Consider the following 21844-nt stretch of genomic DNA (forward strand, 5'->3'; position numbering starts at 1 on the left):
AAAAAAGGGGGCCTGACGAGCCTGCCGATCACGCTCTAGGCCGCAGCCGTGGCGGCCTGACAACCAAAATCCACATGCTCTGCGACGCCAACGGGATACCGTTGCGCTTCCTTCTCTCTGGTGGTCAAGCCAGTGACATCAGCTACGCACAACCACTGTTGGACGAGGTCGGCATTCCATCGAGCCAACGTGGCCGCCCGCGCAAGCGCTGTAAATGGCTGCTTGCCGATAAGGGCTACGACGCCGAAGCGCTACGCCGCTACTGCGACCAATATCGAATGCAACCCGTCATCCCGCTGCGCTCGATGAAGCGCAAGCCCAAGCCTGGCTTGCCCAGACTGTTCGACCGGCCCAAATACCGACAGCGCAACATCATCGAACGCATGTTTGGCTGGCTGAAAGAGAACCGCCGAATCGTCACGCGCTTCGACAAGCTCGCGAAAAGTTATGCCGCGATGGTCTCGCTGGCTTGTGTCATGCGGTGTATGCGACGGCTTTTTTCAGACAGAGCCTAGGTAGCGATTGATCATGTCCTTGACCGCGTGCCCACCACGGCTGGCCAGCTCGATCGCGCCTGGCTCTGCCAGCTCGGTCTCTCGTCGCTTCGCCCAGGCTTGAACAGCCTGCTTGCGGGCGAATGTCTGGAACTCTTGGTAGACTAGGACACCTTTTTCTTAAGGCGGATCTGGACGGTGTAGCTGACCGTTCCATCGGCCTTTTTCCTTGCCCTGATAGTAGCCATGATTTCCAGTGGTACACGCGTGATTGGCGGTGGTACATCGTACCACCGTCATACCAAAAACGTCCCCAAACCGCGAGAAATGGTACAAAACCGTGTAGGCCAGAATGCCCCTAGAAAAAAACTCAAAGCCACAAACTACGTGCCCTGAGCCATCCCGCCGCTTCTCCGTCGCCCCGATGATGGACTGGACCGACCGCCACTGCCGGTTCTTCCTGCGCCTGCTCTCGCGCCACACCCTGCTCTACACCGAGATGGTCACCACCGGCGCGCTGCTGCACAACGACCCCGAGCGCTTCCTGCGCCACGACGACAGCGAACACCCGCTGGCCCTGCAACTGGGCGGCAGCGTGCCGGCAGAGCTGGCGGCCTGCGCGCGGTTGGCCGAGGGGGCCGGCTATGACGAGGTCAACCTCAACGTCGGCTGCCCCAGCGACCGGGTGCAGAACAACATGATCGGCGCCTGCCTGATGGGCCACCCGGCGCTGGTGGCCGACTGCGTCAAGGCCATGCGCGACGCCGTGGCGATTCCGGTGACGGTCAAGCACCGCATCGGCATCAACGGCCGCGACAGCTATGCCGAGCTGTGCGATTTCGTCGGCCAGGTGCGCGAAGCGGGCTGCAAGAGCTTTACCGTGCATGCCCGCATCGCCATCCTCGAAGGGCTGTCGCCCAAGGAGAACCGCGAAGTCCCGCCGCTGCGCTACGACGTGGCGGCGCAACTGAAAGCCGACTTCCCGGACCTGGAAATCGTGCTCAACGGCGGCATCAAGACCCTCGACGAATGCCGCACGCACCTTGAGACCTTCGACGGTGTGATGCTCGGGCGCGCGGCCTACCACAACCCTTACCTGCTGGCCGAAGTCGACCAGCAACTGTTCGGCAGCGAGGCGCCAGTGGTCAGCCGCAGCGAGGCGCTGGCGCGCCTGCGGCCTTACATCGTGGCGCACATGCAAAGCGGTGGCGCGATCCATCACATCACCCGGCATATCCTCGGGCTTGGGCAAGGCTTCCCCGGCGCGCGCCGCTTTCGTCAGTTGCTGTCGGCAGACATCCACAAGACCGACGACCCGCTGGCCGTTCTCGATAAGGCCGCCGAGCTGCTGCAAGGGCGTTGAGGGGAACCTTGGAGGTGCGCTGGGCTCGAAGCTTGACCTTCGCATTCAATCGGGTCGCGGCGCGGCCCACCGCCGGGCAAACCCTGGACCCACGCCGGCCTTGAGTGGCCGTCGGGGCTCGGGTAATGTCAGACAATTGCACAGGACAGAGCACGCCAATGACCTCCAAGCTGGAACAACTCAAGCAGTTCACCACCGTGGTCGCCGACACCGGAGACCTGGACGCCATCACCCGCCTCAAGCCGGTCGATGCCACCACCAACCCTTCCCTGCTGCTCAAGGCCGCGACCATTCCCGGTTACGCCGACCTGCTCAAGCAGGTCAAGGCCGACGCCAAGGGCAACGTGGACCTGGCCTGCGACAAGTTCGCCGTGGCCGTGGGCGCAGGCATCCTCAAGGTCATCCCTGGGCGCATCTCCACCGAGGTGGACGCGCGCCTGTCGTTCGACGAGCCAGCGCTGCTGAAGAAGGCGCGCCAACTGATCGAGCTGTACGAGGCCGCTGGCATCGGGCGTGATCGCGTGCTGATCAAGCTGGCCTCCACCTGGGAAGGCATCCGCGCCGCCGAGAAGCTGGAAAAGGAAGGCATCCAAACCAACCTCACCCTGCTGTTCTCCTTCGCCCAAGCCCAGGCCTGCGCCGATGCCGGGGTGTTCCTGATCTCGCCGTTCGTGGGCCGTATCTACGACTGGTACAAGAAGAGCACCGGCAAGGAATACGTGGGCGCCGAAGACCCTGGCGTGCAATCGGTGACGCGCATCTACGACTACTACAAGACCAACGGCTACGAGACCGTGGTGATGGGCGCGAGCTTCCGCAACATCGGCCAGATCGAGCAACTGGCCGGCTGCGATCGCCTGACCATCAGCCCCGAGCTGCTGCAGCAGTTGAGCGACGACCAGGGCGAGCTGCCGCGCCTGCTAAAGCCGGGCAACGCTGGCGAGGCCAAGCGCCAACTGAACGAAAGCCAGTTCCGTTGGGCGATGAACGAGGACGCGATGGCCACCGAGAAGCTGGCAGAGGGCATCCGCCAGTTCGCCCGTGACCAGGAGAAACTGGAAGCCCTGCTCTCGGAAAAAGCCTGATACAAATCCGGTTTGTTCGACGGGCGGGAAATACCGAGTATTTCCCGCCCGTTTTTCATTGTGCGATACCTGTAGCAGCGGGCATGCCCCGCGATAGGGCCCTCCCCGCCACCACCAGAACCGCCCATGACCACTGCTCTCCCCGCCGTCCTCGCCGGCCCCGTGCTCCGCCGCCTGGAACCTCAGCGCCTGGCCATCTGGCTGGTCGGCTCACGCCCCTTGGACCTGCAATTCACCCTAGGCATCGCCCCCTCCGGCGCACGCCTCGAACGCCAGGTGGTCGCCATCGGCCTGCACGCCTTCATCCACCTGCTGGACATCCACTTCGACCAGCCCTTGCCCAGCGACACCTTCATCGACTACGACCTGTGCCTGCCCGACGGCCAGCGTATCGCTGACTGGGCCCCGCACCTGCTCTACCCCGGCGCCCAGCGCCCGAACTTCGTGCTGCGCGCGCGCCTCGACCACGTGCTCCACGGTTCCTGCCGCAAGCCCCACCACCCGGTGGCCGACGGCCTGCTCTGCGCCGACCGCCTGCTGCAAGCCTGCCAGGTGCCCGCAGAGCGCCCGGCCCTGCTGCTGATGAGCGGCGACCAGGTCTACGCCGACGACGTCGCAGGCCCGACCTTGCGCGCCATCCACGGGCTGATCGAGCGCCTGGGCCTGTTCGACGAACCGCTGGACGGCGCCTTGGTCGACGACGGCGCCGCGCTCTACCGCCACCCGGCCTGCTACTACCACCGCGCTGACCTGCTGCCCGCCGAACAAGCCAGTGAGCCGCTACGTCGGCGCTTCTTCCGCGGCAAGCGCAAGCCGATCTTCTCGTCGAGCAACGCCGACAACCACCTGGTGACCTTCGCCGAAGTCATGGCCATGTACCTGCTGGTCTGGTCGCCAGTGCCCTGGACGCTGGTGCGCATGACGCCGCCACACGGCCTCACGCCCGACCGCCAGGCACGCTTCCAGGAGGAGTTACCGCGCATCGAGGCATTCCGAGATGGGCTGGGCCCGGTTGCGCGGGCCATGGCCCACCTGCCCAGCCTGATGATCTTCGATGACCACGACATCACCGACGACTGGAACCTCTCGGCACAGTGGGAAGAGACAGCCTACGGGCACCCATTCTCGCGGCGGATCATAGGCAACGCCTTGCTCGGTTACTTGTTGTGCCAAGGCTGGGGCAACGATCCCGACGCCTGTGGCGCCCTGGCCAGCGCCTGCGCGCAACTGCCCAGCGCTGCGAACCGCCTGGATGGCGAGGCGCTGGACCGACTGATCGGCGAGCTGCTGCGCTTCCAGGGCTGGCAATACCACCTGCCCAGCGACCCGCCGCTGCTGGTGCTGGACACCCGCACACGCCGCTGGCGCAGCGAAAGCAGCCTGAAGAAACCCTCCGGCCTGCTCGACTGGGAGGCCCTGTGCGAATTGCAGCAGGCGCTGCTGGACCACCCTTCGGCGATCATCGTGTCACCGGCGCCGATCTTCGGGGTCAAGCTGATCGAGACGGTGCAGCGGGTGTTCAGCGCCCTGGGCTACCCGTTGCTGGTGGACGCGGAGAACTGGATGGCCCACCGCGGCGCGGCGCAAGTGATCCTGAACATCTTCGGTCACTCGCGCACGCCAGGGCATTACGTGGTGCTGTCGGGGGACGTGCACTACTCCTTCGTCTATGAAGTGCTGATCCGCCACCGCCAGCGCAGCCCGCATTTGTGGCAGGTGACCAGCAGTGGCATCAAGAACGAGTTCCCCCGGCGCCTGCTGGACGTGCTCGACCGCCTCAATCGCTGGCTGTACTCGCCGCGTTCGCCGCTCAACTGGTTCACCCAGCGGCGGCGCATGGAGGTGGTACCGCGCACGCCAAATCACAGCCGGGCGGGTGAACGGCTGTGGAACAGTGCGGGGCTGGGGCAGGTGTTCTTCGATGGCGAGGGGCGGCCAGCGCGGGTGTTCCAACTCAATGCCGATGGTGCGCCGGCGACCGAATTCGTGCGCGACTGAGACACCGCGCCTACCAAGGAGCGCAGCGCTCAGGAACGTTCGAGCGCGCTCACCAAGTCGTGGAAGGCTTCGCGGTTGGAGTCGTTCAGCCCCATCAGGATCTTGTGCGCCTCCAGCACTTTGGAGCGCACCACATCCTCATTCTGGTCCTGGGACGGCAGGTCGGTCAGGCAATCAGGGCATGGCAGCGGCCGATCGACGATGTTGAACACCTGGTCGAAGCCCATGGACTGCAACAGCCGCGAAATGTCCGGGTTGGTGGTCACCACGGTCGGCAACAGGCCGACTTTCTGGCGCGACAGGATCGACAGCTTGGCCAGCAGGCCCAAGGTGGTGCTGTCGATGCTCTCGGTTTCGGTCAAGTCGATGACGATGGCCGAGAAGTTCAGCGCGGTGAAGATCTTCTCGATCGTCGCATCCAAGGCCGAACACAGGGTCAGGCGCACTTCACCGACGAACTTCAGCACGAAGGTCCCGCTCTGCTCGGCGAACTGGATTCTACCGGTACTCATTGAAGGTTCCTGCTCAACACCAATAGGGCGATATCATCCGGCATCTCCCCAAGCGTAGCCAATCCGAATCGTTGGCGCAGCCCGTCCAGGCTACCGCCCGCTTCCTTGACGATCTGCGGCAAGGTCGCTTCCTTATCTTTGAGTGTGTCCCCAGGCAAAAGATCCAAGATGCCATCGGACATCAAGGTCAGGCTGAAGCTCGACGGCAGCTCCAGCACGTGGTCCTGGTAAGTGGCCTCGTCGAACAGCCCCACCGGCAGGCCACGGCCTTCCAGGTAGCGCGCCTGGCCGGGGGAGTACAGTACCGGCAGCGGCAGATGGCCGCCGACGCTGTAGGTCATCAGTCCCGTCTCTTCATCGATCACACCGCCGACCATGGTCACATGCTTGCCCAGCTTGCAGTTGATCAAGCCGCGGTTGATGTGCGCCAGCACCTGCGAAGGTTTGAACTCGCGCATGCGCCCGCTGCGCTTGAATTCGAACAGCAGGCGGGTGGTCATGAACTTCAACAGCACGGTGACGAATGCCGACGACGCGCCATGGCCGGAGACATCGGCCAGGTAGAAGGCGATGCGCCGCTCGTCAACGCGGAAGTAATCGGTGAAATCGCCCGAGAGGTACAGCGATGGGATGATCTGGTGGTCGAACGACAGGTCGCCAGCAACCCAGGGCTTTTCCGGCAGCATGTTCATCTGCACCTGGCGCCCGGCGGTCTGGTCTTCCTGCAACAGGTGCAGGCTGGCTTCCAGCTCGCGGTTGGCCGCCTCCAGCTTGTCGCGGTAGCGCTGGTTTTCCAGCACCAGGCGCGCGCGATCCAGGGCCCGGCGCACCGAGTGTTCGAGCACGGCGAGGTCTTCGAGGGGCTTGATCAGGTAGTCGGCCGCGCCCAGGCGCAAGGCCTCGACCGCATCGCTCATGACGCCGGCACCGGACACCACGATCACCGGCAACTGGGGGGCGATCTCGCTGACCCGGCGGATCAGCTCGAGACCACCCATCTGCGGCATGCGCAGATCGCAGATCACGAGGTCGGGCTGGTGTGCTTCGAAGACCTGGAGGCCCTGCTGGCCATTGGCAGCCTGAAGGACGCTGAAACCGCTGTCTTCCAGATAGGCGGCGAGGCTGGCACGGACCACGTCGTCGTCATCGATGATCAGCAGCGTTGCACTGGTTTTCTGCATGTGGGCGAACGGCGCCGATTTGGGTTGGGTGTAGCAGGCATCGGGGACACCGACGAACGGCTACAGGAATACGTTGTGACCACTTCTACCTGAGTTGTAGGACAAGATGTCTTGCCCGGCAAATAGCAGTGGTGCCCTGTAAGGCGCAGACGGTACTCCCATCCGCCGGGCGTTTCAAGCATGCGAACGTCGGCTGGGTGACGCTAATCACCGCCGGTTATTAGCACCTCGGTTTCGCTTACCGTTGTGCATAGCCGAACAGCGAATCGACGCATTGCCGGAAGGTTTTGCCCGGACGTATGATCAGGCTCGACACCCCAGGCCCAACCCCAACTGGCCATTACCCGATGGGAAGGATGCAGCATGCCTCAGACCCCCACCGACCACAGTGAAAAACGCGACTTCATCCGTATGCGCATCGACGCCGAGGTCAGCCTGCTGCAGGCTGGCCAGGTGATCACCGCGGTGTGCCTGGACCTCTCCAGCGGCGGCATGCAAGTGCGCGCGCCGCAGCGTTTCCAAGTGGGGGAACGTATCGAGGTGAAGCTGGAGTCGGACCACCCCGCGCTCAAGGGGCTGCACGCCAGCACCGAGGTGGTGTGGATCGCCGACTTGCCCGGCGATCAACAGAAGTTCGGCCTGCGCATCCTGGCGATGCATTGAGGGCCGGCGCCCACTCCTGTTGAAGGAGTGGGCAGGACGTTGCAGAACACCCTAGAAGTCGTCTTCGACTTCCCCATCCTTGACCTTGAACTCGCGGTTCTGCAGGTAGGCGTTGCGGATGAAGATGTACTTGTCGCCCTGGATCAGCCTCTCGGCCGACAGCAGGTTGGCGCGGGTATCGATGATGTCCAGCGCGAAGATCGAGTTGCGCGTCGGCACATGATCGATGTAGCGGTAGGGTTCGGTGTAGGTGTCCGGATACTTGGCCAGGCCGTCACGCACGGTGCTTGGCCCCAGTAGCGGGATCACCACGTACGGGCCGCTCGGCACGCCCCAGTAGCCCAGGGTCTGGCCGAAGTCCTCGTCGTTGCGCTGCAAGCCCATGCGGGTGCCCACATCGAAGAAGCCGCCCAGGCCGAAGGTGGTGTTGACGATCAGCCGCGCCGTATCCACGCCTGCGGCGTGGGGCTTGAGCTGGAGGATGTTGTTGGCCAGGTTGGTGACGTCCCCGAGGTTCCGGAACATGTTGTGGATACCCTCCTCGAGGAACTGCGGGGTAATCGCCTGGTAACCCTTGGCCAGCGGTTTGAGGGCGTAGGTGTCCACGGTGTCGTTGAACCTGAAGATCGGTCGGTTGACCACTTCCCAGGGATCTTCCTCGGTCGCGGCCTGGGTGGCAGCCACCGGCGCCAGCAACAGGCTGGCGCAGACACAGGCCTGGGCGATGCGCTCGATCACGCCGGCACCGATCCTCTGCATAGATGTTTCTCCATCGGATTTCACAGGGCAGGCGCCCACGGCGCGCTGCTGACAAGGCGCCAGTATAATGGCTCCTACGCTGATAAAAAGCTTTACACATCTTTGCTCAACATTTTGTGAACAACTATTGCGGCAGTCATTGGATGGTAACAATCCCCTTTTAGCCTGCGGACTATTTCAGGGACGTTGCCATGCACGATGCACCTGCCTTCACCGCTGTGCTGTTCGGATTGCGCGGCTGCCTGGTTCAGCACGCCGAGGGCAGCCCCCTGCCCGCGCCCGGCGCCCTGGAAACCCTCGATGGCCTGCGCCGTCAACAAGTGCCGTGCATCTGGCTCGACGAACTCAGCGCCCGCCAGGGCAAGCAACTGGCCGGTGTGCTTCCCGACTGGCTGCCTGGCCAGCTCAGCAACGGCTCAACCTGGCCCGCACCGAACGCCTGCTGGCAAGCCCTGATGGCCTTGCAAAGCGAGCGCCTGGACGGTTGCGTGCTGGTCAGCGGCGAGCCACGGCTGCTGCAGTCGGGGCTCAACGCTGGCCTGTGGACCGTGGGCTTGGCGGCGTGCAGCCCGTCCTGCGACACCGCCTCGGCGCACTGGCAGGCCTTGAGCCAGCAGGAGCAGGAACTGGCCCGCGGCAAGGCGACCCTCGAGCTGTTCGGCTTTGGCGTGCATTCGGTGATCGACCACCTGGAGTCGCTGGACACCTGCCTGGCCGACATCGCTCAACGCCGGCGCAAGGGTGAAAAACCCTGACACAGCGGCGTTGACGCCAATCATGCAAAGCCGCACCGGGTGGATTACGCTTGAAGGCAGGCCAGAACCTTTGCGCTCGCGCAGTGGTCCATGGCTTGCCTAGTAATGGACGGAGAACAACCAATGCCTGCCCGCGAACTGCAAGAGCGACTCAATAGCCTGCGCGAGCAACTGGATCGCAATGTGCCGCTTTCAGAAGAAGAGCTCGCCAGTCTTCATGAAGAAGCGCGACAGATAGAGGCGCAGCTCAAGCTCGAGGAAGCCACGCCCGACAACAACCTGGTCGATGGCGTGAACCTGGCCATCGAACGTTTCGAAGTCGATCACCCCGACCTCACCGCGACGCTGCGCAGTATCGCCAATCACCTGCACAGCATGGGGATCTGACACATGAGGGGCCGCAACGCGGCCCCTCATCCTCACTGCCGAACCAATCGCCCATTCGCCGGCCGCACCGCGCCGGTGCTGCGGTAGGGGTTGATGTCCAGCCCGCCCCGGCGCACGTAACGCGCATACACCGTCAAATGCTCTGGCGCCAGCAGGCGCAACAGGTCCAGATAGATGCGCTCGACGCACTGCTCATGGAAATCGGCATGCTGGCGGAAGCTCACCAGGTAGGTCAGCAGGCTGGCGTGGTCCAGGGCCCTGCCCTTGTATTCCACCACTACGCTGCCCCAGTCCGGCTGGCCGGTGACCGGGCAGTTGGATTTGAGCAAGTGGCTGTGCAACGTCTCCTCCACCACGCGGTCGGCCGAGCAACGCAGCAGTTCAGGCTGTGGCTGCTCGTAATTGCTGATGCTCACGTCCAACGCATCGATGCACAGCCCCGGCAGTGCCACCACACCCTGCGCCTCGACCTCGCCCAGGCTGCGCACGCGCACCTGCACCGGCTTGCCAGCCGCGGCCGACAGGTCCTTCTCCAGGCACCTCTGCAGCTCGTCGGTGCTGCTGAATACGGTCTGGTTCAGCGAGTTGAGGTAGAGTTTGAACGACTTGGATTCGATGATGTTCGGCGAGTCCGCCGGGATGGCGAACTCGCCGATCGCCACCACCGGCTTGCCCGACGGCAGTAGCCAGGACAGCTCGAAGCAGTTCCAGTAATCCACGCCCTGCCATGGCAGGGTCTGGGCAGTCACGCCCAGTTCCGCCCATTTCGCCGTGCGCGGGATGGGGAACAACAGTTCGGGGCTGTAGGTGGCGATGTATTCGCTGGACTTGCCCAGCGGGGAATGTTCGGCGGCGGGATGCATGGACCTGACCTGAAGGTTCAAAATGAAACCATTCTACCGGTTTTGCACCCTGCCTTGGGGCTGATGTCACTCGATGGTCAAGTCACCGACCATGCCAGCCTGGTAGTGCCCTGGCACGTTGCATGCGAACTCGATGGGCGCCGACTTGCGAAAGGTCCAGGTCAAGTCGGCGCGCTGACCGGGCTGCACCAGCACGGTGTTGCCCGCAGCGTGGCCATGGCCCATTTGACCATGGTCCATGCCGACCATGCTGGCGTGGTCCATGCCCTGCATGGCGGCCATTTCCTTCTGGTGCTCGACATGCATGGCCTTCTCGCCCAAGTTGAACTCATGCGCCAGTTGGCCCTGGTTGACGATCACGAAACGTATGGTCTCGCCAGCCTTGACCTTGAGGCTCTTGGGCTCGAAGGCGATGTCCTTGAGCACCACATCGACGCTGCGGGTGGCCTTCGAGGCCGGCGCTGGTTCGCCAAAGGCGAAGGCCTTGGCGCTGTCGGCGAACGCCGGCAGGCTACCCACGGCGAGTGCGGCGGCGAGGATCAGTTTTTTCATGTGTGCTCCGGGGTGTTCGGCGGGAATGTCACCACTCTAGGAGGGCGTGACTGGCGGCCACCTGACAGGCAGATTACAACTTTGTCAGCTGGGGCACGGTGCTCAGGCGTCACGTATCATTTGCGCAACCGCACCTCCGCCCCCACCAAGCGCGCAACACAAGGGACTGCCATGAAACTACTGATCGTCGAAGACCAGGCCAAGACAGGACAGTATCTGCGCCAAGGCCTGAGCGAAGCGGGCTTCGCCACCGAACTGGCCAGCGACGGCGAAACCGGGCAATTCCTGGCCCTGACCGGCGACCATGACCTGTTGATCCTCGACGTGATGCTGCCTGGCCGCGACGGCTGGCAGATCCTCCAGGCCGTGCGTCAGGCCGGCCTGGACACTCCCGTGCTGTTCCTCACCGCCCGCGACGCCGTGCAAGACCGTGTACACGGCCTGGAACTCGGCGCCGACGACTACCTCATCAAGCCCTTCGCCTTCTCCGAACTGCTGGCCCGTGTGCGCAGCCTGCTGCGCCGCGGCGCCAGCCCCAGCCAGGACACCACCCTAACCCTGGCCGACCTGCGCCTGGACCTGATCCGCCGCCGCGCCGAACGCGCCGGCCAGCGCATCGACCTGACCGCCAAGGAGTTCGCCCTGCTTGAACTGCTGCTGCGCCGCCAGGGCGAGGTGCTGCCCAAGTCGCTGATCGCCTCGCAGGTGTGGGACATGAACTTCGACAGCGACACCAACGTCATCGAGGTGGCTATCCGCCGCCTGCGCCTGAAGATCGACGACAGCCACCCGAACAAGCTGATCCATACCGTGCGCGGCATGGGCTACGTGCTCGAGGAGCGCCACGACTGATGCGCCGGCTTTCCCTCGGAGGCCGCCTGGCCCTGCTGTTCGCCGCCTGCACCGCAGCCGTCTCACTGACTGCGGGGTTGCTGTTCAACCGCGCCAGCGAACAGCACTTCATCGAACTCGACCAACAGTTGCTCGACGCCCGCGCCTCACTGATGCGCACCCAGCTCGACGGGGTAACCAGCGCCGAGCAGTTGGCCACTCGCCTGCCAGCGGTGCGCAACGAACTCAGCCACCAGGCCGACCTGGCCCTGCGCGTGCGCGGCGCCGATGGCGCCCTGTGGTTCGACAGCCGCGCCGCACTGCCGGACTCGCCACCGCGCACGGGCCTGGCAACCCTGCACGCCGACGGCGTCGACTACCGCAGCCTGTGCGTGCAACTGCGCGACGGCGACACGCGCTCCCCGCAGTTGACCCTGTTCCTCGACATCACCCACCACCAGCACTTCCTGCAGCGCATGCAACAACTGATCTGGCTCACCGTCGGCCTCTCGGCGCTGGCCACCGCGCTGCTCGGCGCCTGGGCCGCGCGTCGTGGCCTGCAACCCCTACGCCAGATGGGCGCGGTGGCCGCCAGCGTCAGCGCACGCTCGCTGACGACGCGCCTGCCGGTGGCGCAATTGCCTGAGGAGCTGGCCGAGCTGGGTGAGACCGTCAACGCCATGCTGCAGCGCCTGGACGATGCGTTCCAGCGCCTGTCGGCATTCTCCGCCGACATCGCCCATGAGCTACGCACGCCGCTGTCGAACCTGCTGACCCACACCCAGGTCACCCTCACCCGCCCACGCAGCCTGGAAGAGTACCGCGAGGCCCTGCACGGCAACCTCGAGGAACTGCAATGGATGGCGCAGATGGTCAACGACATGCTGTTCCTGGCCAAGGCCGACCACGGCCTGCTGATGCCCTGCCGCCAGCCGCTGGACCTGGGGCTGGAAACCGATGCATTGCTGGAGTACTACGCGCCACTGGCCGAGGATGCCGGCATCACCCTGCATCGGGTGGGCAACGCGCGCACCGAGGGCGATCGACACATGCTGCGCCGCGCGCTCTCCAACCTGCTGGACAATGCCCTGCGCTTCGCGCCCAAGGGCGGGACGGTGGAAGTGGTGCTGGAGCCGGGATTGCGCATCAGCGTGGGCAATACGGGGCCAGCGATCGCGCCGCAGGCACTGCCGCGCTTGTTCGACCGTTTCTACCGGGCGGACCCGGCGCGCCAGGAAGGCAGCAGCGAGCATGCGGGGTTGGGGCTAGCGATCACCCGGTCGATCGTGCAGGCTCATGGCGGGAACATTCGGGTGGAATGTGAAGGGGGTTGGACGCGGTTTCTGATCGAGTTGCCCGAGGCGTCATGACCAAGGGGGCCGCTGCGCGCCCCCCCCCTTCGATCACTCGTAGCGCAACGCCATCGCCGGCTCCACCTGCGACGCCCGGTACGCCGGATACAGCGTGGCGAGGAAGCTCATCACCAACCCTGCGGTGCAGATGATCGCCACGTCGCCCCATTGCAACTGCGACGGCAGGCTGCTGATGAAATACACGTCAGAAGTGAAGATGTGCTGCCCGGTCACCCGCTCCAGCCAGCCGACGATCTCGCTGACATTCAGCGCCGCGACTACCCCGAGCACGCCGCCCAGCACCGTGCCGACGATACCGATCAACGTCCCCTGGACCATGAACGTGCCCATGATCTGCGATGGCGTGGCGCCAATGGTGCGCAGGATCGCGATGTCCGCCCCCTTGTCGTTCACCACCATCACCAGGGTGGCGATGATGTTGAACGCCGCCACAGCGATGATCATCATCAGCAGCAGGCCGATCATGGTCTTTTCCATCTTCATCGCACTGAACAGGCTGCCCTGGGTGTGCGACCAGTCATCGGCGTGATACCCCTCCCCTAGCCCCGTGGCGATCGCCTTGGACACCTGCGGCGCGGCATACAGGTCATGCAGCTTCAGGCGCACGCCCTGCACCTGGCCTGGCGCCCAGCGCTGCATCTCACCGGCATCGGCGACATGGATGTAAGCCTGCGAGCCATCCAGCTCGGCGCCGACCTTGAAGATGCCGACCACGGTCAGGCGCTGCATGCGCGGGGTGATGCCGCCCGGCGCCTTGCTCACCTCAGGCACGATCAGCGTCAGTTTGTCGCCGGTGTTCAGGCGAAAGCGCCGCGCGGTCAGCTCGCCAAGGACCACGCCGTACTCGCCCGGAAGCAGGTTCTGTAACGCGCCCTGGACGATGTGCTGGCCGACGATGGACACCTTGCCCTCCTGGGCCGGGTCGATGCCGCTGACCTGGATCGGCTGCATCGCGCCCTTGTAGGAGAGCATGCCCTCCATCTCGGTGAGCGGCGCGGCGGCCATCACCGCGGGGTTCTTCAGCGCGCGGTCGGCCACCTGCTGCCAGTTGTCCAGCGGCTGCGCGCCGAGGATCGCGGCATGCGGCACCAGGCCGAGGATGCGCGAGCTCATCTCGCGCTGGAAGCCGTTCATCACCGACAGCACCACGATCATCGCCAGCACGCCCAGGGACAGGCCGATCATCGAGGTCATGGAAATGAACGAGATGAAGTGGTTGCGGCGCTTGGCACGGGTGTAGCGAGCACCGATGAACAAGGGCAAGGGTCTGAACATGTGTGGCATTACCCAATGAAAAAAGAAAACGGGGCAGCCAACGCGGCCCCGTGCAATCGGTCAGATGGCGACCAGTCGCCCATCTTCCAGACGCAGCACGCGGTCCATCTGGCGCGCCAGGTTGAGGTCGTGGGTGACCACCAGGAACGCGGTGCGCGAAGCCGTGGACAGCTCCTGCATCAACTCCTGGATGCCTTGGGCGGTGTGATGGTCGAGGTTGCCGGTCGGCTCGTCGAGCATCACCAGGCCCGGTCGGTTGACCAACGCCCGGGCGATCGCCACACGCTGGCGCTCACCGCCGGACAACTCGGCCGGCTTGTGACTGAGCCGGTGCCCCAGGCCCACGCGCTTGAGCAACGCCTCGGCACGCTCGCGGGCTTCAGGGATCGCCGTGCGGCCGATCAGCAGCGGCATGCAGACGTTCTCCAGCGCGGTGAACTCCGGCAGCAGGTGGTGGAACTGGTAGACGAAGCCCAGCGCGCGATTGCGCAGCAGGCCACGCGCGCGCTCGCCCAGGGCCGACAGCTCCTCGCCGGCCAGCCAGACGCTGCCCTGGGTTGGGGTGTCGAGGCCGCCCAGCAGGTTGAGCAAGGTACTCTTGCCCGACCCCGAGCTGCCGACGATGGCCACCCGCTCACCCGGGAGCAGCTCCAGGCTCAACCCGGACAGCACCTGCACCGACTCCGGGCCTTCGTCATAGGACTTGCCCAGGTTGCGGCAACTCAGTACGGCTTTATCACTCATGCGCGACTCACTCATAACGTAGCGCCTCTGCAGGCTGGGTGCGCGCGGCACGCCAGGCCGGGTACAGGGTGGCGAAGAAACTCAGGACCAGCGCCGCACCACAGACCATCCACACGTCTTCGGCCATGATCTGCGAGGGCAGGTAATCGATGAAGTACACATCGGCGTTGAGGAACTTGTGCCCGATCAGCGTCTCGAGGCCGGCGATCGCCGCACTGACGTTGAGCGCGGCGAGAATTCCGACCACGGCGCCGATCAGCGTGCCGACCACGCCGATCACCGTGCCTTGGACCATGAAGATGGCCATGATCTGCCGGGGCGTGGCGCCCAGGGTGCGCAGGATCGCGATATCGCCGCGCTTGTCGTTGACCACCATCACCAGGGTGGAAATGATGTTGAAGGCCGCCACCGCGACGATCAGCAGCAGCAGCAGGCCGATCATCGCCTTCTCCATGCGGATCGCCTGGTACAGGTTGCCGTGGGTGCGGGTCCAGTCGCGGGCGTAGAACTCCTGGTCGCCCAGGCGCTGGGCGATGTCCCAGGCCACGCGCGGGGCCTGGAACAGGTCGTCGAACTTAAGGCGCAGGCCCTGGACCTGGTCGGGCTTCCAGCGGTGCAGGCGCGACAGGTCGGAAAGGTTGGTCAGCCCGAGGAAGCCGTCGATCTCACCAGCGCCGACATGGAAGGTGCCGACCACGGTGAAGCGCTTCATGCGCGGGAACATGCCGGCCGGGGTCACGCTGACCTCCGGGGCGACGAAGGTGACCTTGTCGCCGATGCTCACCCCCAGCTTGGCCGCGGCCTTGTCGCCGATCATGATGCCCCACTCGCCTGGCGCCAGCTTGTCGAGGCTGCCTTCGCGCACGAAGTTGTCGATGATCGACACCTCGCGCTCGCGGGGTGGGTCGATGCCGTTGAGCAGCACCTTCTGCACCTTGCCGTCATGGGTCAGCAGGCCCTGCATCTGGGTGAACGGGGCCACCGCCAGCACTTGCGGATTCTGCTTTACTTGAGTGGCGAGGGCCGGCCAGTCGTTGATCGGTTGGCCGGACTCCAGCGTGGCATGAGGGATCATCCCAAGCACGCGGGTACGCATCTCGTGGTCGAAGCCATTCATCACCGAGAGCACCACGATCATCACCACCACGCCCAGGGCGAGGCCGATCATCGAGGTGAGCGAAATGAACGAGACGAAATGGTTGCGACGCTTGGCACGGGTGTAACGCGTACCGATGAATACGAAGAGAGGTCTGAACATGTCGGGGCTTGTTCGGATGAATGGGAACGTCCTTGTGGCGAGGCGCCTACGGCGGCTTTACACTCGGACCACCGCCGCTACCATGGGTTCGCCATGACGACACTAGACGAAGAAGATCGCCGCGAATACTACCGCATCGAAGACCGGATCGCACTGGAAATAAGCCCCCTGAGCGCGGCCGAAGCCCTTGAGACAGAACTGTTGCAGGATGATTCACCGCTGTTCAGCCTGCTCAGCGAGCTGCACCTGTCCGACTTCGAATCCCAGCATCTGCTGCGCCAGCTCAGCGAAAAGGACCGCACCCTCGCGGCCTTCCTGCGCGCGCAGAACCGCCGCCTGGACCTGCTCAGCGCGGTGGTCGCGCAAACCCTGATCGGCGAGATCGGCCAACCGCAGCGGGTGATCATCTCCGAAGGCGGCATCGAGTTCGCCCAGGCGCAGAAGATCGCCCCTGGCACCCGGGTAAAGGTCAAGATGGTGCTGATGCCCCGTGCCCATGGCCTGCTGTTGCGCGGCCGGGTCACCCACTGCGACCCGCGACCCGCTGGCGACTTCGAGGTCGGCACCGAGTTCACCGACATGACCGACGCCCAGCGCCAGCTGCTGGCGCGCTATATCCTGCAGCGCCAGCAACAGCAGCGGCGCCAGCAACTGGAACAGAGCGACCCTGCCCCCTGAGCCTTTTCTCTTTTTGACCTGAAGGAACGAACGTGACCCTGATCTACGGCCATCGCGGCGCCAAGGGCGAAGCGCCCGAGAACACCCTGACCAGCTTCCGCCAGTGCCTGTCCCATGGCATCGACCGTTGCGAGCTGGACCTGCACCTGTCGGCCGACAACGAGCTGATGGTGATCCACGACCCTACCCTAAAGCGCACCACTGGCCGACGCGGCAAGGTGGTCGAGCATACCGCGGCGGAGCTTGCCACCTACGACGCGCGCAAGGGCGGCCCAGGCCATGTGCACCCGTGCCCGATCCCGCGCCTGGAAGAGCTGTTCGAGAAATGCCCCTTCACCCACTGGCAACTGGAGGTCAAGAGCGCCTCGCGCACCCGCGCGGCGAGCACGGTGCTGGCGATCCGCGAGCTGGCCCAGCAATACGGCCTGCTGGACAAAGTCACCATCACCTCCAGTTCACGGGAAGTGCTGGGCGCCGCCCAGGAGCTGGTGCCGGACGTATCCCGTGGGCTGGTGGCCGAATACGCCTGGCTCGACCCGCTGAAGGTCGCGCAGAACTACGGCTGCGAGATGCTCGCGCTGAACTGGACGCTGTGCACCCCCGAGCGCCTGCTCAAGGCGCAGCGCCAGGGTTTGCACGTGTCGGTGTGGACGGTCAACGAGCCGGCACTGATGCGCCGACTCGCCGACTTTGGCGTGGACAGCCTGATTACAGACTTTCCCGGTTTGGCCAAGACCACCCTTGGGAAGGACTGAAATCGGTCTCCCCGACCGGCTCAGGCCACCGGCCGGAGCCGCTCAAAAAAGCCGGTTCAGGCCGTCGTAGGCCGCTACCCGATAGGCTTCGGCCATGGTCGGGTAGTTGAAGGTGGTGTTGACGAAGTACTTCAGGTTATTCAGCTCGCCCGGCTGGTTCATGATCGCCTGGCCGATGTGCACGATCTCCGAGGCCTGGTAGCCGAAGCAGTGCACGCCAAGGATCTGCAGGGTCTCGCGGTGGAACAGGATCTTCAGCATGCCTTGCGGCTCACCGGCGATCTGCGCGCGGGCCATGCTCTTGAAGAAGGCCTTGCCCACTTCGTAGGGCACCTTGGCCTGGGTCAGCTCCTGCTCGTTCTTGCCGATCGAGCTGATCTCCGGGATGGTGTAGATGCCGGTCGGCACGTCATCGACGAAACGCCAGCTGCCGTTGTCGATGATGCTGCCAGCCGCCGAGCGGCCCTGGTCGTGGGCGGCGCTGGCCAGGCTCGGCCAGCCGATCACGTCACCAGCGCCATAGACGTTCGGCACGCTGGTGCGGTAGGCCTCGTCGACCTCGATCTGGCCACGGCTGTTGACCTTGATGCCGATGTTCTCCAGCCCCAGTTTGTCGGTGTTGCCGGTGCGGCCGTTGCACCACAGCAAGGCGTCGGCCTTGATCTTCTTGCCCGACTTCAGGTGCAGGATCACACCGTTGTCCAAGCCTTCGACCCGCTCGTATTCCTCGTTGTGGCGCACAGTGATGTTGTTGTTGCTGAAGTGGTAGCTCAGCGCCTGGGAGATTTCCGAATCCAGGAAGCTCAGCAACTGGCCACGGTTGTCGACCAGTTCCACCAACACGCCCAGGCCGCTGAAGATCGACGCGTATTCGCAACCGATCACCCCGGCGCCGTAGACGATCAGCTTGCGCGGGGTGTGGCTGAGGCTGAGGATGGTGTCGCTGTCGTAGACGCGCGGGTGGTGGAAGTCGATGTCCGCCGGGCGGTACGGGCGCGAGCCGGTGGCGATGATGATGTGCTTGGCGTTGAGCTTCTCGACCACGCCGTTGGCGCAGACCACTTCGACAGTTTGCTCGTCGGCGAAGCTGCCGGTGCCGACGAACACGTCGACGCGGTTGCGCGCGTAGTAGCCGGTACGCGAGGCGACCTGCTTGGAGATCACCTTCTCGGCGCTCTTGAGCACGTCGGGGAAGGAGAACCAGCGCGGCTCGCCGATGGCACGGAACATCGGGTTGGTGTTGAACTGCATGATCTGCCGCACCGAGTGACGCAGCGCCTTGGAGGGAATGGTGCCAAGGTGGGTGCAGTTGCCGCCGACCTGGCGACGGCTGTCGACCATCGCGACCTTGCGCCCCGCTTTGGCGGCATTCATTGCCGCACCTTCTCCGGCCGGGCCGGAACCCAGCACCACTACGTCGTAGTTGTAGACAGCCATGCGTACTCCTTCAGAACTGGCCCGCCGGCCGGCTGGCCGCGGGGCTCGATCATGTCGCCAGAGCGCCATGAAAAAATTCGGGTGCAGTCTAATCAAGCGTGAACGCCGCGCACATTAACCCTTGGTCGCGTCGTAGGCCAACTTTGCCTGCACTACATGTCTTGCACCGATTCCCTGGCGGCGATCATCCGTGCCTTGCCTTTCATTCGCCTTTCACCGCCCGCTCGAAACCCGGCGTGGACCGGGAGACGAAGCCACCCTCGACGCGGGTCACCAGCACCGCGGCGATACCGTGGGCCATGGCGAACGCCCAGCCACGCTCCGGGCCCAGGATCAGCAGCAGCGTGGAATAGCCATCGGCGACCAGTGCCGAGCGGTCAAGCACGGTGACCGCGGCCAGGGCATGCGCCACCGGGCGCCCGAGGCGGGCATCGAAGGTGTGCGAATAGCGCCGGCCATTCTCCTCGAAATAGTTGCGATAGTCACCCGAGGTCGAGACCGAAAGGCCGTCCACGGCCAACACCTGGCGAGCGATCTGGCGGTCCTCGCGGGGCAGCTCCAGGGCCACCCGCCAGGGGCTGCCATCGGGCTTGCGGCCGACCGCCTTGAGCTCACCGGTGACTTCAGCAAGGAAGCTTCCGACGCCCATCGCCCCCAGGCGCACGGCGATCAGGTCGACGGCGTGGCCGGCGGCGATGCTGTTGAAGTCCAGCTCCAGGGCAGCGTCCTTGCACAGTTGCTGGCCTTCGATGCGCAACTTGCGAAAGCCCACGCGCTCGCGGGCCAGGGCTTGTGCCTGGGGGTCGGGTACGTGTTCCTGACGGGCTTGCGGGCCGAAGCCCCAAAGATCGAGCAAGGGTTCTACGGTGAGGTCGTAGGCGCCGCCGCTGAGATCGGCCAGGTGCTGGCCGAAGGTGACCAGTTCGAGCATGTCGGCGGGGATGGCCAGGCAGTGGTTGGCAGGCAACTGGTTGAAGCGGCTGACCACGGAATCGCCGCGGTAGGTGGAATAGAGCCGGTCGATGTCCTGGAGAACGGCCTCGACGGCATGCTGCACCTGTTCCGGGGCGGGGCCGCCGGGGTCGCGGACGTACTGGATGCTGTAGCTGCTGCCCATGGTCGGGCCGCCCAGGCGTTCGACGGTGGGGCGCGGGTTGCAGGCTGACAGCAGCAGCAGGAAAAACAGCAAGGTCGTGCGCAAGTTCGATCTCTCGGTCGGCGGTGCCGGCCCTATCGCGGGGCAAGCCCGCTCCGGCACCGGCCATGAAACCGGCGCTGAGCCTTTAGGAGCGGGCTTGCCCCGCGATAGGGCCGGCACAGACACAACATAGGCCAAAAAAAAACGGGAACCCGAAGGTTCCCGTTTTTTCATTGCCTTACAAGCCTATCAGCGTGGAAACGCTGGCGGGTTCACACCGGCCATGTCTTCCATCACGCGAACGACCTGGCAGCTGTAGCCAAACTCGTTGTCGTACCAGACGTACAGGACAACACGGTTGTCGTTGGCAATGGTCGCCTCGGCGTCGACCACACCGGCGTGGCGCGAACCGACGAAGTCGGTGGATACCACTTCCTGCGAGCTGACGTAGTCGATCTGCTTGTGCAGCTCCGAGTGCATGGCGGTCTGGCGCAGGTACTCGTTGATCTCGTCGCGGGTGGTTGGCTTTTCCAGGTTCAGGTTCAGGATGGCCATCGAGACGTTCGGCGTCGGTACGCGGATCGCGTTGCCGGTCAGCTTGCCCTTGAGCACCGGCAGCGCCTTGGCGGCGGCGGTGGCGGCACCGGTCTCGGTGATGACCATGTTCAGCGGCGCGGCGCGGCCACGACGGCTGCCCTTGTGGAAGTTGTCGATCAGGTTCTGGTCGTTGGTGAACGAGTGAACGGTCTCGACGTGGCCGTTGACGATGCCGTACTGGTCGTTGATCGCCTTGAGCACCGGCACGATGGCGTTGGTGGTGCAGGAGGCGGCGGAGACGATCTTGTCTTCGGCGGTGATGTCGGCGTGGTTGATGCCGTGCACGATGTTCTTCAGCGCGCCCTTGCCAGGCGCGGTGAGGATCACGCGGGCGGCGCCCGGGCAGGCCAGGTGCTGGCCCAGGCCGTCGGCGTCACGCCATACACCGGTGTTGTCGACGATCAGCGCGTTCTCGATGCCGTACTGGGTGTAGTCGACTTCGCTCGGGCTCTTGGCGTAGATGACCTGGATCAGGTTGCCGTTGGCGGTGATGGTGTTGTTGGCTTCATCGATGGTGATGGTGCCATCGAACGGGCCGTGTACCGAGTCACGACGCAGCAGGCTGGCACGCTTGACCAGGTCGTTCTCGGCGCCCTTGCGCACGACGATGGCGCGCAGGCGCAGGCCGTCGCCGCCACCGGTCTTCTCGATGAGGATGCGCGCCAGCAGGCGGCCGATGCGGCCGAAACCGTACAGAACGACGTCGGTGCCCTTGCGCGCCGAAGCGTTCTGCTGGCCAACCACGTCGGCCAGTTCTTCACGGACGAACTGCTCTACGCTGCGGCCGTTGCCTTCCTGCTTGAACTTGTTGGCCAGCTTGCCCAGGTCGACCGAAGCGGCGCCCAGTTTCAGCTCGCTCATGGCCTTGAGCAGGGGGAATGTCTCGTGCACGGACAGTTCGGTCTCGTCGGTTTGGCGGTGACGAGCAAAGCGGTGGGCTTTGAGGATCGAGATAACCGAACGGTTGATCAGGCTGCGGCCATAGATCGAGCTCACCACGTTGTTATTGCGGTAGAGCTGACCGATAAGCGGGATCATCGCTTCAGCCAGGGCTTCACGATCGATCCACTCACCAAGACACTGGTCGGGCTTCTGAGTCACGGGAACCTTCCACATGTAGGGGGAGAAAAAAGGGGCTACATTATG

The 21844-nt window shown here is 64.5% G+C and carries 22 protein-coding genes and 1 pseudogene; 11 read left to right on the top strand and 12 right to left on the bottom strand.

Annotated elements, in window-relative coordinates; genetic code table 11:
* A partial coding sequence (locus P0Y43_RS17015) for an IS5 family transposase (RefSeq protein ID WP_275638438.1) occupies positions 1 to 515 on the top strand: 515 nt, incomplete at its 5' end.
* Here P0Y43_RS17015 and P0Y43_RS17020 read toward each other — a convergent pair.
* A pseudogene (locus P0Y43_RS17020) lies at positions 513 to 742 on the bottom strand (site-specific integrase); the annotation flags it as partial. The gene P0Y43_RS17015 and the pseudogene P0Y43_RS17020 overlap by 3 nt on opposite strands.
* A gap of 104 nt (positions 743 to 846) precedes the next feature.
* Between P0Y43_RS17020 and dusA the strand changes: the two are divergent.
* The 3 genes from dusA to P0Y43_RS17035 all read left to right on the top strand — a co-directional run bounded on the left by dusA (position 847) and on the right by P0Y43_RS17035 (position 4940).
* Positions 847 to 1857: a tRNA dihydrouridine(20/20a) synthase DusA gene (dusA, locus tag P0Y43_RS17025; protein WP_275638439.1), complete on the top strand. Its 1011-nt coding sequence runs from the start codon at positions 847 to 849 to the stop codon at positions 1855 to 1857.
* 158 nt (positions 1858 to 2015) lie between these two features.
* Complete coding sequence (tal, locus tag P0Y43_RS17030) at positions 2016 to 2942, top strand: transaldolase (protein ID WP_275638440.1); 927 nt, start codon at positions 2016 to 2018, stop codon at positions 2940 to 2942.
* A gap of 126 nt (positions 2943 to 3068) precedes the next feature.
* Positions 3069 to 4940 carry an alkaline phosphatase D family protein gene (locus tag P0Y43_RS17035; protein WP_275638441.1) on the top strand — a complete coding sequence of 624 codons (1872 nt, stop codon included), beginning with the start codon at positions 3069 to 3071 and terminating at the stop codon, positions 4938 to 4940.
* 29 nt (positions 4941 to 4969) lie between these two features.
* Here P0Y43_RS17035 and rssC read toward each other — a convergent pair whose 3' ends face one another.
* Complete coding sequence (rssC, locus tag P0Y43_RS17040) at positions 4970 to 5452, bottom strand: anti-sigma factor antagonist RssC (protein ID WP_275638442.1); 483 nt, start codon at positions 5450 to 5452, stop codon at positions 4970 to 4972.
* Entirely contained in the window at positions 5449 to 6633 is a 1185-nt protein-coding gene (gene rssB, locus P0Y43_RS17045) for a two-component system response regulator RssB (protein WP_275638443.1), read from the bottom strand. The genes rssC and rssB overlap by 4 nt, the downstream gene beginning before the upstream one ends.
* Positions 6634 to 6996: 363 nt before the next feature.
* Here rssB and P0Y43_RS17050 point away from each other — a divergent pair, with 363 nt between their 5' ends.
* Positions 6997 to 7296, top strand: a complete 300-nt coding sequence (locus P0Y43_RS17050) for a PilZ domain-containing protein (protein WP_275638444.1) — start codon at positions 6997 to 6999, stop codon at positions 7294 to 7296.
* A gap of 51 nt (positions 7297 to 7347) precedes the next feature.
* Here the strand turns inward: P0Y43_RS17050 and P0Y43_RS17055 are convergent, their stop codons facing one another.
* Positions 7348 to 8055 (bottom strand): MlaA family lipoprotein, encoded by a 708-nt coding sequence (locus P0Y43_RS17055; protein ID WP_275638445.1) that lies wholly within the window; start codon positions 8053 to 8055, stop codon positions 7348 to 7350.
* A 191-nt stretch (positions 8056 to 8246) separates the two neighbouring features.
* Here P0Y43_RS17055 and P0Y43_RS17060 point away from each other — a divergent pair, with 191 nt between their 5' ends.
* A complete protein-coding gene (locus P0Y43_RS17060; protein ID WP_275638446.1) occupies positions 8247 to 8810 on the top strand; it encodes a phosphonoacetaldehyde phosphonohydrolase-related protein in 564 nt (187 codons plus the stop codon).
* Between the two features lie 123 nt (positions 8811 to 8933).
* Entirely contained in the window at positions 8934 to 9197 is a 264-nt protein-coding gene (locus P0Y43_RS17065; RefSeq protein ID WP_275638447.1) for a DUF4404 family protein, read from the top strand.
* 32 nt (positions 9198 to 9229) lie between these two features.
* Here the strand turns inward: P0Y43_RS17065 and queF are convergent, their stop codons facing one another.
* Positions 9230 to 10060 carry an NADPH-dependent 7-cyano-7-deazaguanine reductase QueF gene (queF, locus tag P0Y43_RS17070; RefSeq protein ID WP_275638448.1) on the bottom strand — a complete coding sequence of 277 codons (831 nt, stop codon included), beginning with the start codon at positions 10058 to 10060 and terminating at the stop codon, positions 9230 to 9232.
* A gap of 66 nt (positions 10061 to 10126) precedes the next feature.
* Positions 10127 to 10612: a cupredoxin domain-containing protein gene (locus P0Y43_RS17075; RefSeq protein WP_275638449.1), complete on the bottom strand. Its 486-nt coding sequence runs from the start codon at positions 10610 to 10612 to the stop codon at positions 10127 to 10129.
* Between the two features lie 171 nt (positions 10613 to 10783).
* Here P0Y43_RS17075 and cinR point away from each other — a divergent pair, with 171 nt between their 5' ends.
* Both cinR and P0Y43_RS17085 read left to right on the top strand, forming a co-directional pair.
* Positions 10784 to 11464 (top strand): two-component system response regulator CinR, encoded by a 681-nt coding sequence (gene cinR / locus P0Y43_RS17080; protein ID WP_275638450.1) that lies wholly within the window; start codon positions 10784 to 10786, stop codon positions 11462 to 11464.
* On the top strand, positions 11464 to 12813 hold the full coding sequence (locus P0Y43_RS17085; RefSeq protein ID WP_430540254.1) for a heavy metal sensor histidine kinase: 1350 nt from the start codon (positions 11464 to 11466) through the stop codon (positions 12811 to 12813). The genes cinR and P0Y43_RS17085 overlap by 1 nt, the downstream gene beginning before the upstream one ends.
* Before the next feature lie 33 nt (positions 12814 to 12846).
* On the opposite strand, the gene P0Y43_RS17090 is transcribed toward P0Y43_RS17085, so the two are convergent.
* Genes P0Y43_RS17090 through P0Y43_RS17100 form a run of 3 tightly spaced genes read right to left on the bottom strand, consistent with a single transcriptional unit; the run spans position 12847 to position 16093 of the window.
* Positions 12847 to 14091, bottom strand: a complete 1245-nt coding sequence (locus P0Y43_RS17090; protein ID WP_275638451.1) for a lipoprotein-releasing ABC transporter permease subunit — start codon at positions 14089 to 14091, stop codon at positions 12847 to 12849.
* Positions 14092 to 14151: 60 nt separating this feature from the next.
* On the bottom strand, positions 14152 to 14835 hold the full coding sequence (gene lolD / locus P0Y43_RS17095; protein WP_275638452.1) for a lipoprotein-releasing ABC transporter ATP-binding protein LolD: 684 nt from the start codon (positions 14833 to 14835) through the stop codon (positions 14152 to 14154).
* Positions 14836 to 14842: 7 nt separating this feature from the next.
* Positions 14843 to 16093 carry a lipoprotein-releasing ABC transporter permease subunit gene (locus P0Y43_RS17100; protein ID WP_275638453.1) on the bottom strand — a complete coding sequence of 417 codons (1251 nt, stop codon included), beginning with the start codon at positions 16091 to 16093 and terminating at the stop codon, positions 14843 to 14845.
* Positions 16094 to 16186: 93 nt separating this feature from the next.
* Between P0Y43_RS17100 and P0Y43_RS17105 the strand changes: the two genes are divergently transcribed.
* Entirely contained in the window at positions 16187 to 16771 is a 585-nt protein-coding gene (locus P0Y43_RS17105) for a PilZ domain-containing protein (protein ID WP_275638454.1), read from the top strand.
* 32 nt (positions 16772 to 16803) lie between these two features.
* On the top strand, positions 16804 to 17526 hold the full coding sequence (locus P0Y43_RS17110) for a glycerophosphodiester phosphodiesterase (protein ID WP_275638455.1): 723 nt from the start codon (positions 16804 to 16806) through the stop codon (positions 17524 to 17526).
* Between the two features lie 42 nt (positions 17527 to 17568).
* Here P0Y43_RS17110 and sthA read toward each other — a convergent pair whose 3' ends face one another.
* The 3 genes from sthA to P0Y43_RS17125 all read right to left on the bottom strand — a co-directional run bounded on the left by sthA (position 17569) and on the right by P0Y43_RS17125 (position 21814).
* A complete protein-coding gene (sthA, locus tag P0Y43_RS17115) occupies positions 17569 to 18963 on the bottom strand; it encodes a Si-specific NAD(P)(+) transhydrogenase (RefSeq protein ID WP_275638456.1) in 1395 nt (464 codons plus the stop codon).
* A 202-nt stretch (positions 18964 to 19165) separates the two neighbouring features.
* A complete protein-coding gene (locus P0Y43_RS17120) occupies positions 19166 to 20164 on the bottom strand; it encodes an FAD:protein FMN transferase (protein WP_275638457.1) in 999 nt (332 codons plus the stop codon).
* 186 nt (positions 20165 to 20350) lie between these two features.
* Positions 20351 to 21814 (bottom strand): glyceraldehyde-3-phosphate dehydrogenase, encoded by a 1464-nt coding sequence (locus tag P0Y43_RS17125; RefSeq protein ID WP_275638458.1) that lies wholly within the window; start codon positions 21812 to 21814, stop codon positions 20351 to 20353.
* Between the last annotated feature and the right edge of the window lie 30 nt (positions 21815 to 21844).

This window comes from Pseudomonas entomophila (assembly GCF_029193575.1).
Lineage (GTDB): Bacteria > Pseudomonadota > Gammaproteobacteria > Pseudomonadales > Pseudomonadaceae > Aquipseudomonas > Aquipseudomonas entomophila_G.

Excerpts from the sequence above, each read along its gene's own strand:
- P0Y43_RS17105 (WP_275638454.1), top strand. The coding sequence starts at position 16,187 with ATGACGACACTAGACGAAGAAGATCGCCGCGAATACTACCGCATCGAA.
- P0Y43_RS17035 (WP_275638441.1), top strand. The coding sequence starts at position 3,069 with ATGACCACTGCTCTCCCCGCCGTCCTCGCCGGCCCCGTGCTCCGCCGC.
- P0Y43_RS17075 (WP_275638449.1), bottom strand. The coding sequence starts at position 10,612 with ATGAAAAAACTGATCCTCGCCGCCGCACTCGCCGTGGGTAGCCTGCCG.
- P0Y43_RS17065 (WP_275638447.1), top strand. The coding sequence starts at position 8,934 with ATGCCTGCCCGCGAACTGCAAGAGCGACTCAATAGCCTGCGCGAGCAA.
- dusA (WP_275638439.1), top strand. The coding sequence starts at position 847 with ATGCCCCTAGAAAAAAACTCAAAGCCACAAACTACGTGCCCTGAGCCA.
- cinR (WP_275638450.1), top strand. The coding sequence starts at position 10,784 with ATGAAACTACTGATCGTCGAAGACCAGGCCAAGACAGGACAGTATCTG.
- rssB (WP_275638443.1), bottom strand. The coding sequence starts at position 6,633 with ATGCAGAAAACCAGTGCAACGCTGCTGATCATCGATGACGACGACGTG.
- P0Y43_RS17125 (WP_275638458.1), bottom strand. The coding sequence starts at position 21,814 with ATGTGGAAGGTTCCCGTGACTCAGAAGCCCGACCAGTGTCTTGGTGAG.
- sthA (WP_275638456.1), bottom strand. The coding sequence starts at position 18,963 with ATGGCTGTCTACAACTACGACGTAGTGGTGCTGGGTTCCGGCCCGGCC.
- P0Y43_RS17055 (WP_275638445.1), bottom strand. The coding sequence starts at position 8,055 with ATGCAGAGGATCGGTGCCGGCGTGATCGAGCGCATCGCCCAGGCCTGT.
- P0Y43_RS17100 (WP_275638453.1), bottom strand. The coding sequence starts at position 16,093 with ATGTTCAGACCTCTCTTCGTATTCATCGGTACGCGTTACACCCGTGCC.
- P0Y43_RS17050 (WP_275638444.1), top strand. The coding sequence starts at position 6,997 with ATGCCTCAGACCCCCACCGACCACAGTGAAAAACGCGACTTCATCCGT.
- P0Y43_RS17090 (WP_275638451.1), bottom strand. The coding sequence starts at position 14,091 with ATGTTCAGACCCTTGCCCTTGTTCATCGGTGCTCGCTACACCCGTGCC.
- tal (WP_275638440.1), top strand. The coding sequence starts at position 2,016 with ATGACCTCCAAGCTGGAACAACTCAAGCAGTTCACCACCGTGGTCGCC.
- lolD (WP_275638452.1), bottom strand. The coding sequence starts at position 14,835 with ATGAGTGATAAAGCCGTACTGAGTTGCCGCAACCTGGGCAAGTCCTAT.
- rssC (WP_275638442.1), bottom strand. The coding sequence starts at position 5,452 with ATGAGTACCGGTAGAATCCAGTTCGCCGAGCAGAGCGGGACCTTCGTG.
- queF (WP_275638448.1), bottom strand. The coding sequence starts at position 10,060 with ATGCATCCCGCCGCCGAACATTCCCCGCTGGGCAAGTCCAGCGAATAC.
- P0Y43_RS17060 (WP_275638446.1), top strand. The coding sequence starts at position 8,247 with ATGCACGATGCACCTGCCTTCACCGCTGTGCTGTTCGGATTGCGCGGC.
- P0Y43_RS17085 (WP_430540254.1), top strand. The coding sequence starts at position 11,464 with ATGCGCCGGCTTTCCCTCGGAGGCCGCCTGGCCCTGCTGTTCGCCGCC.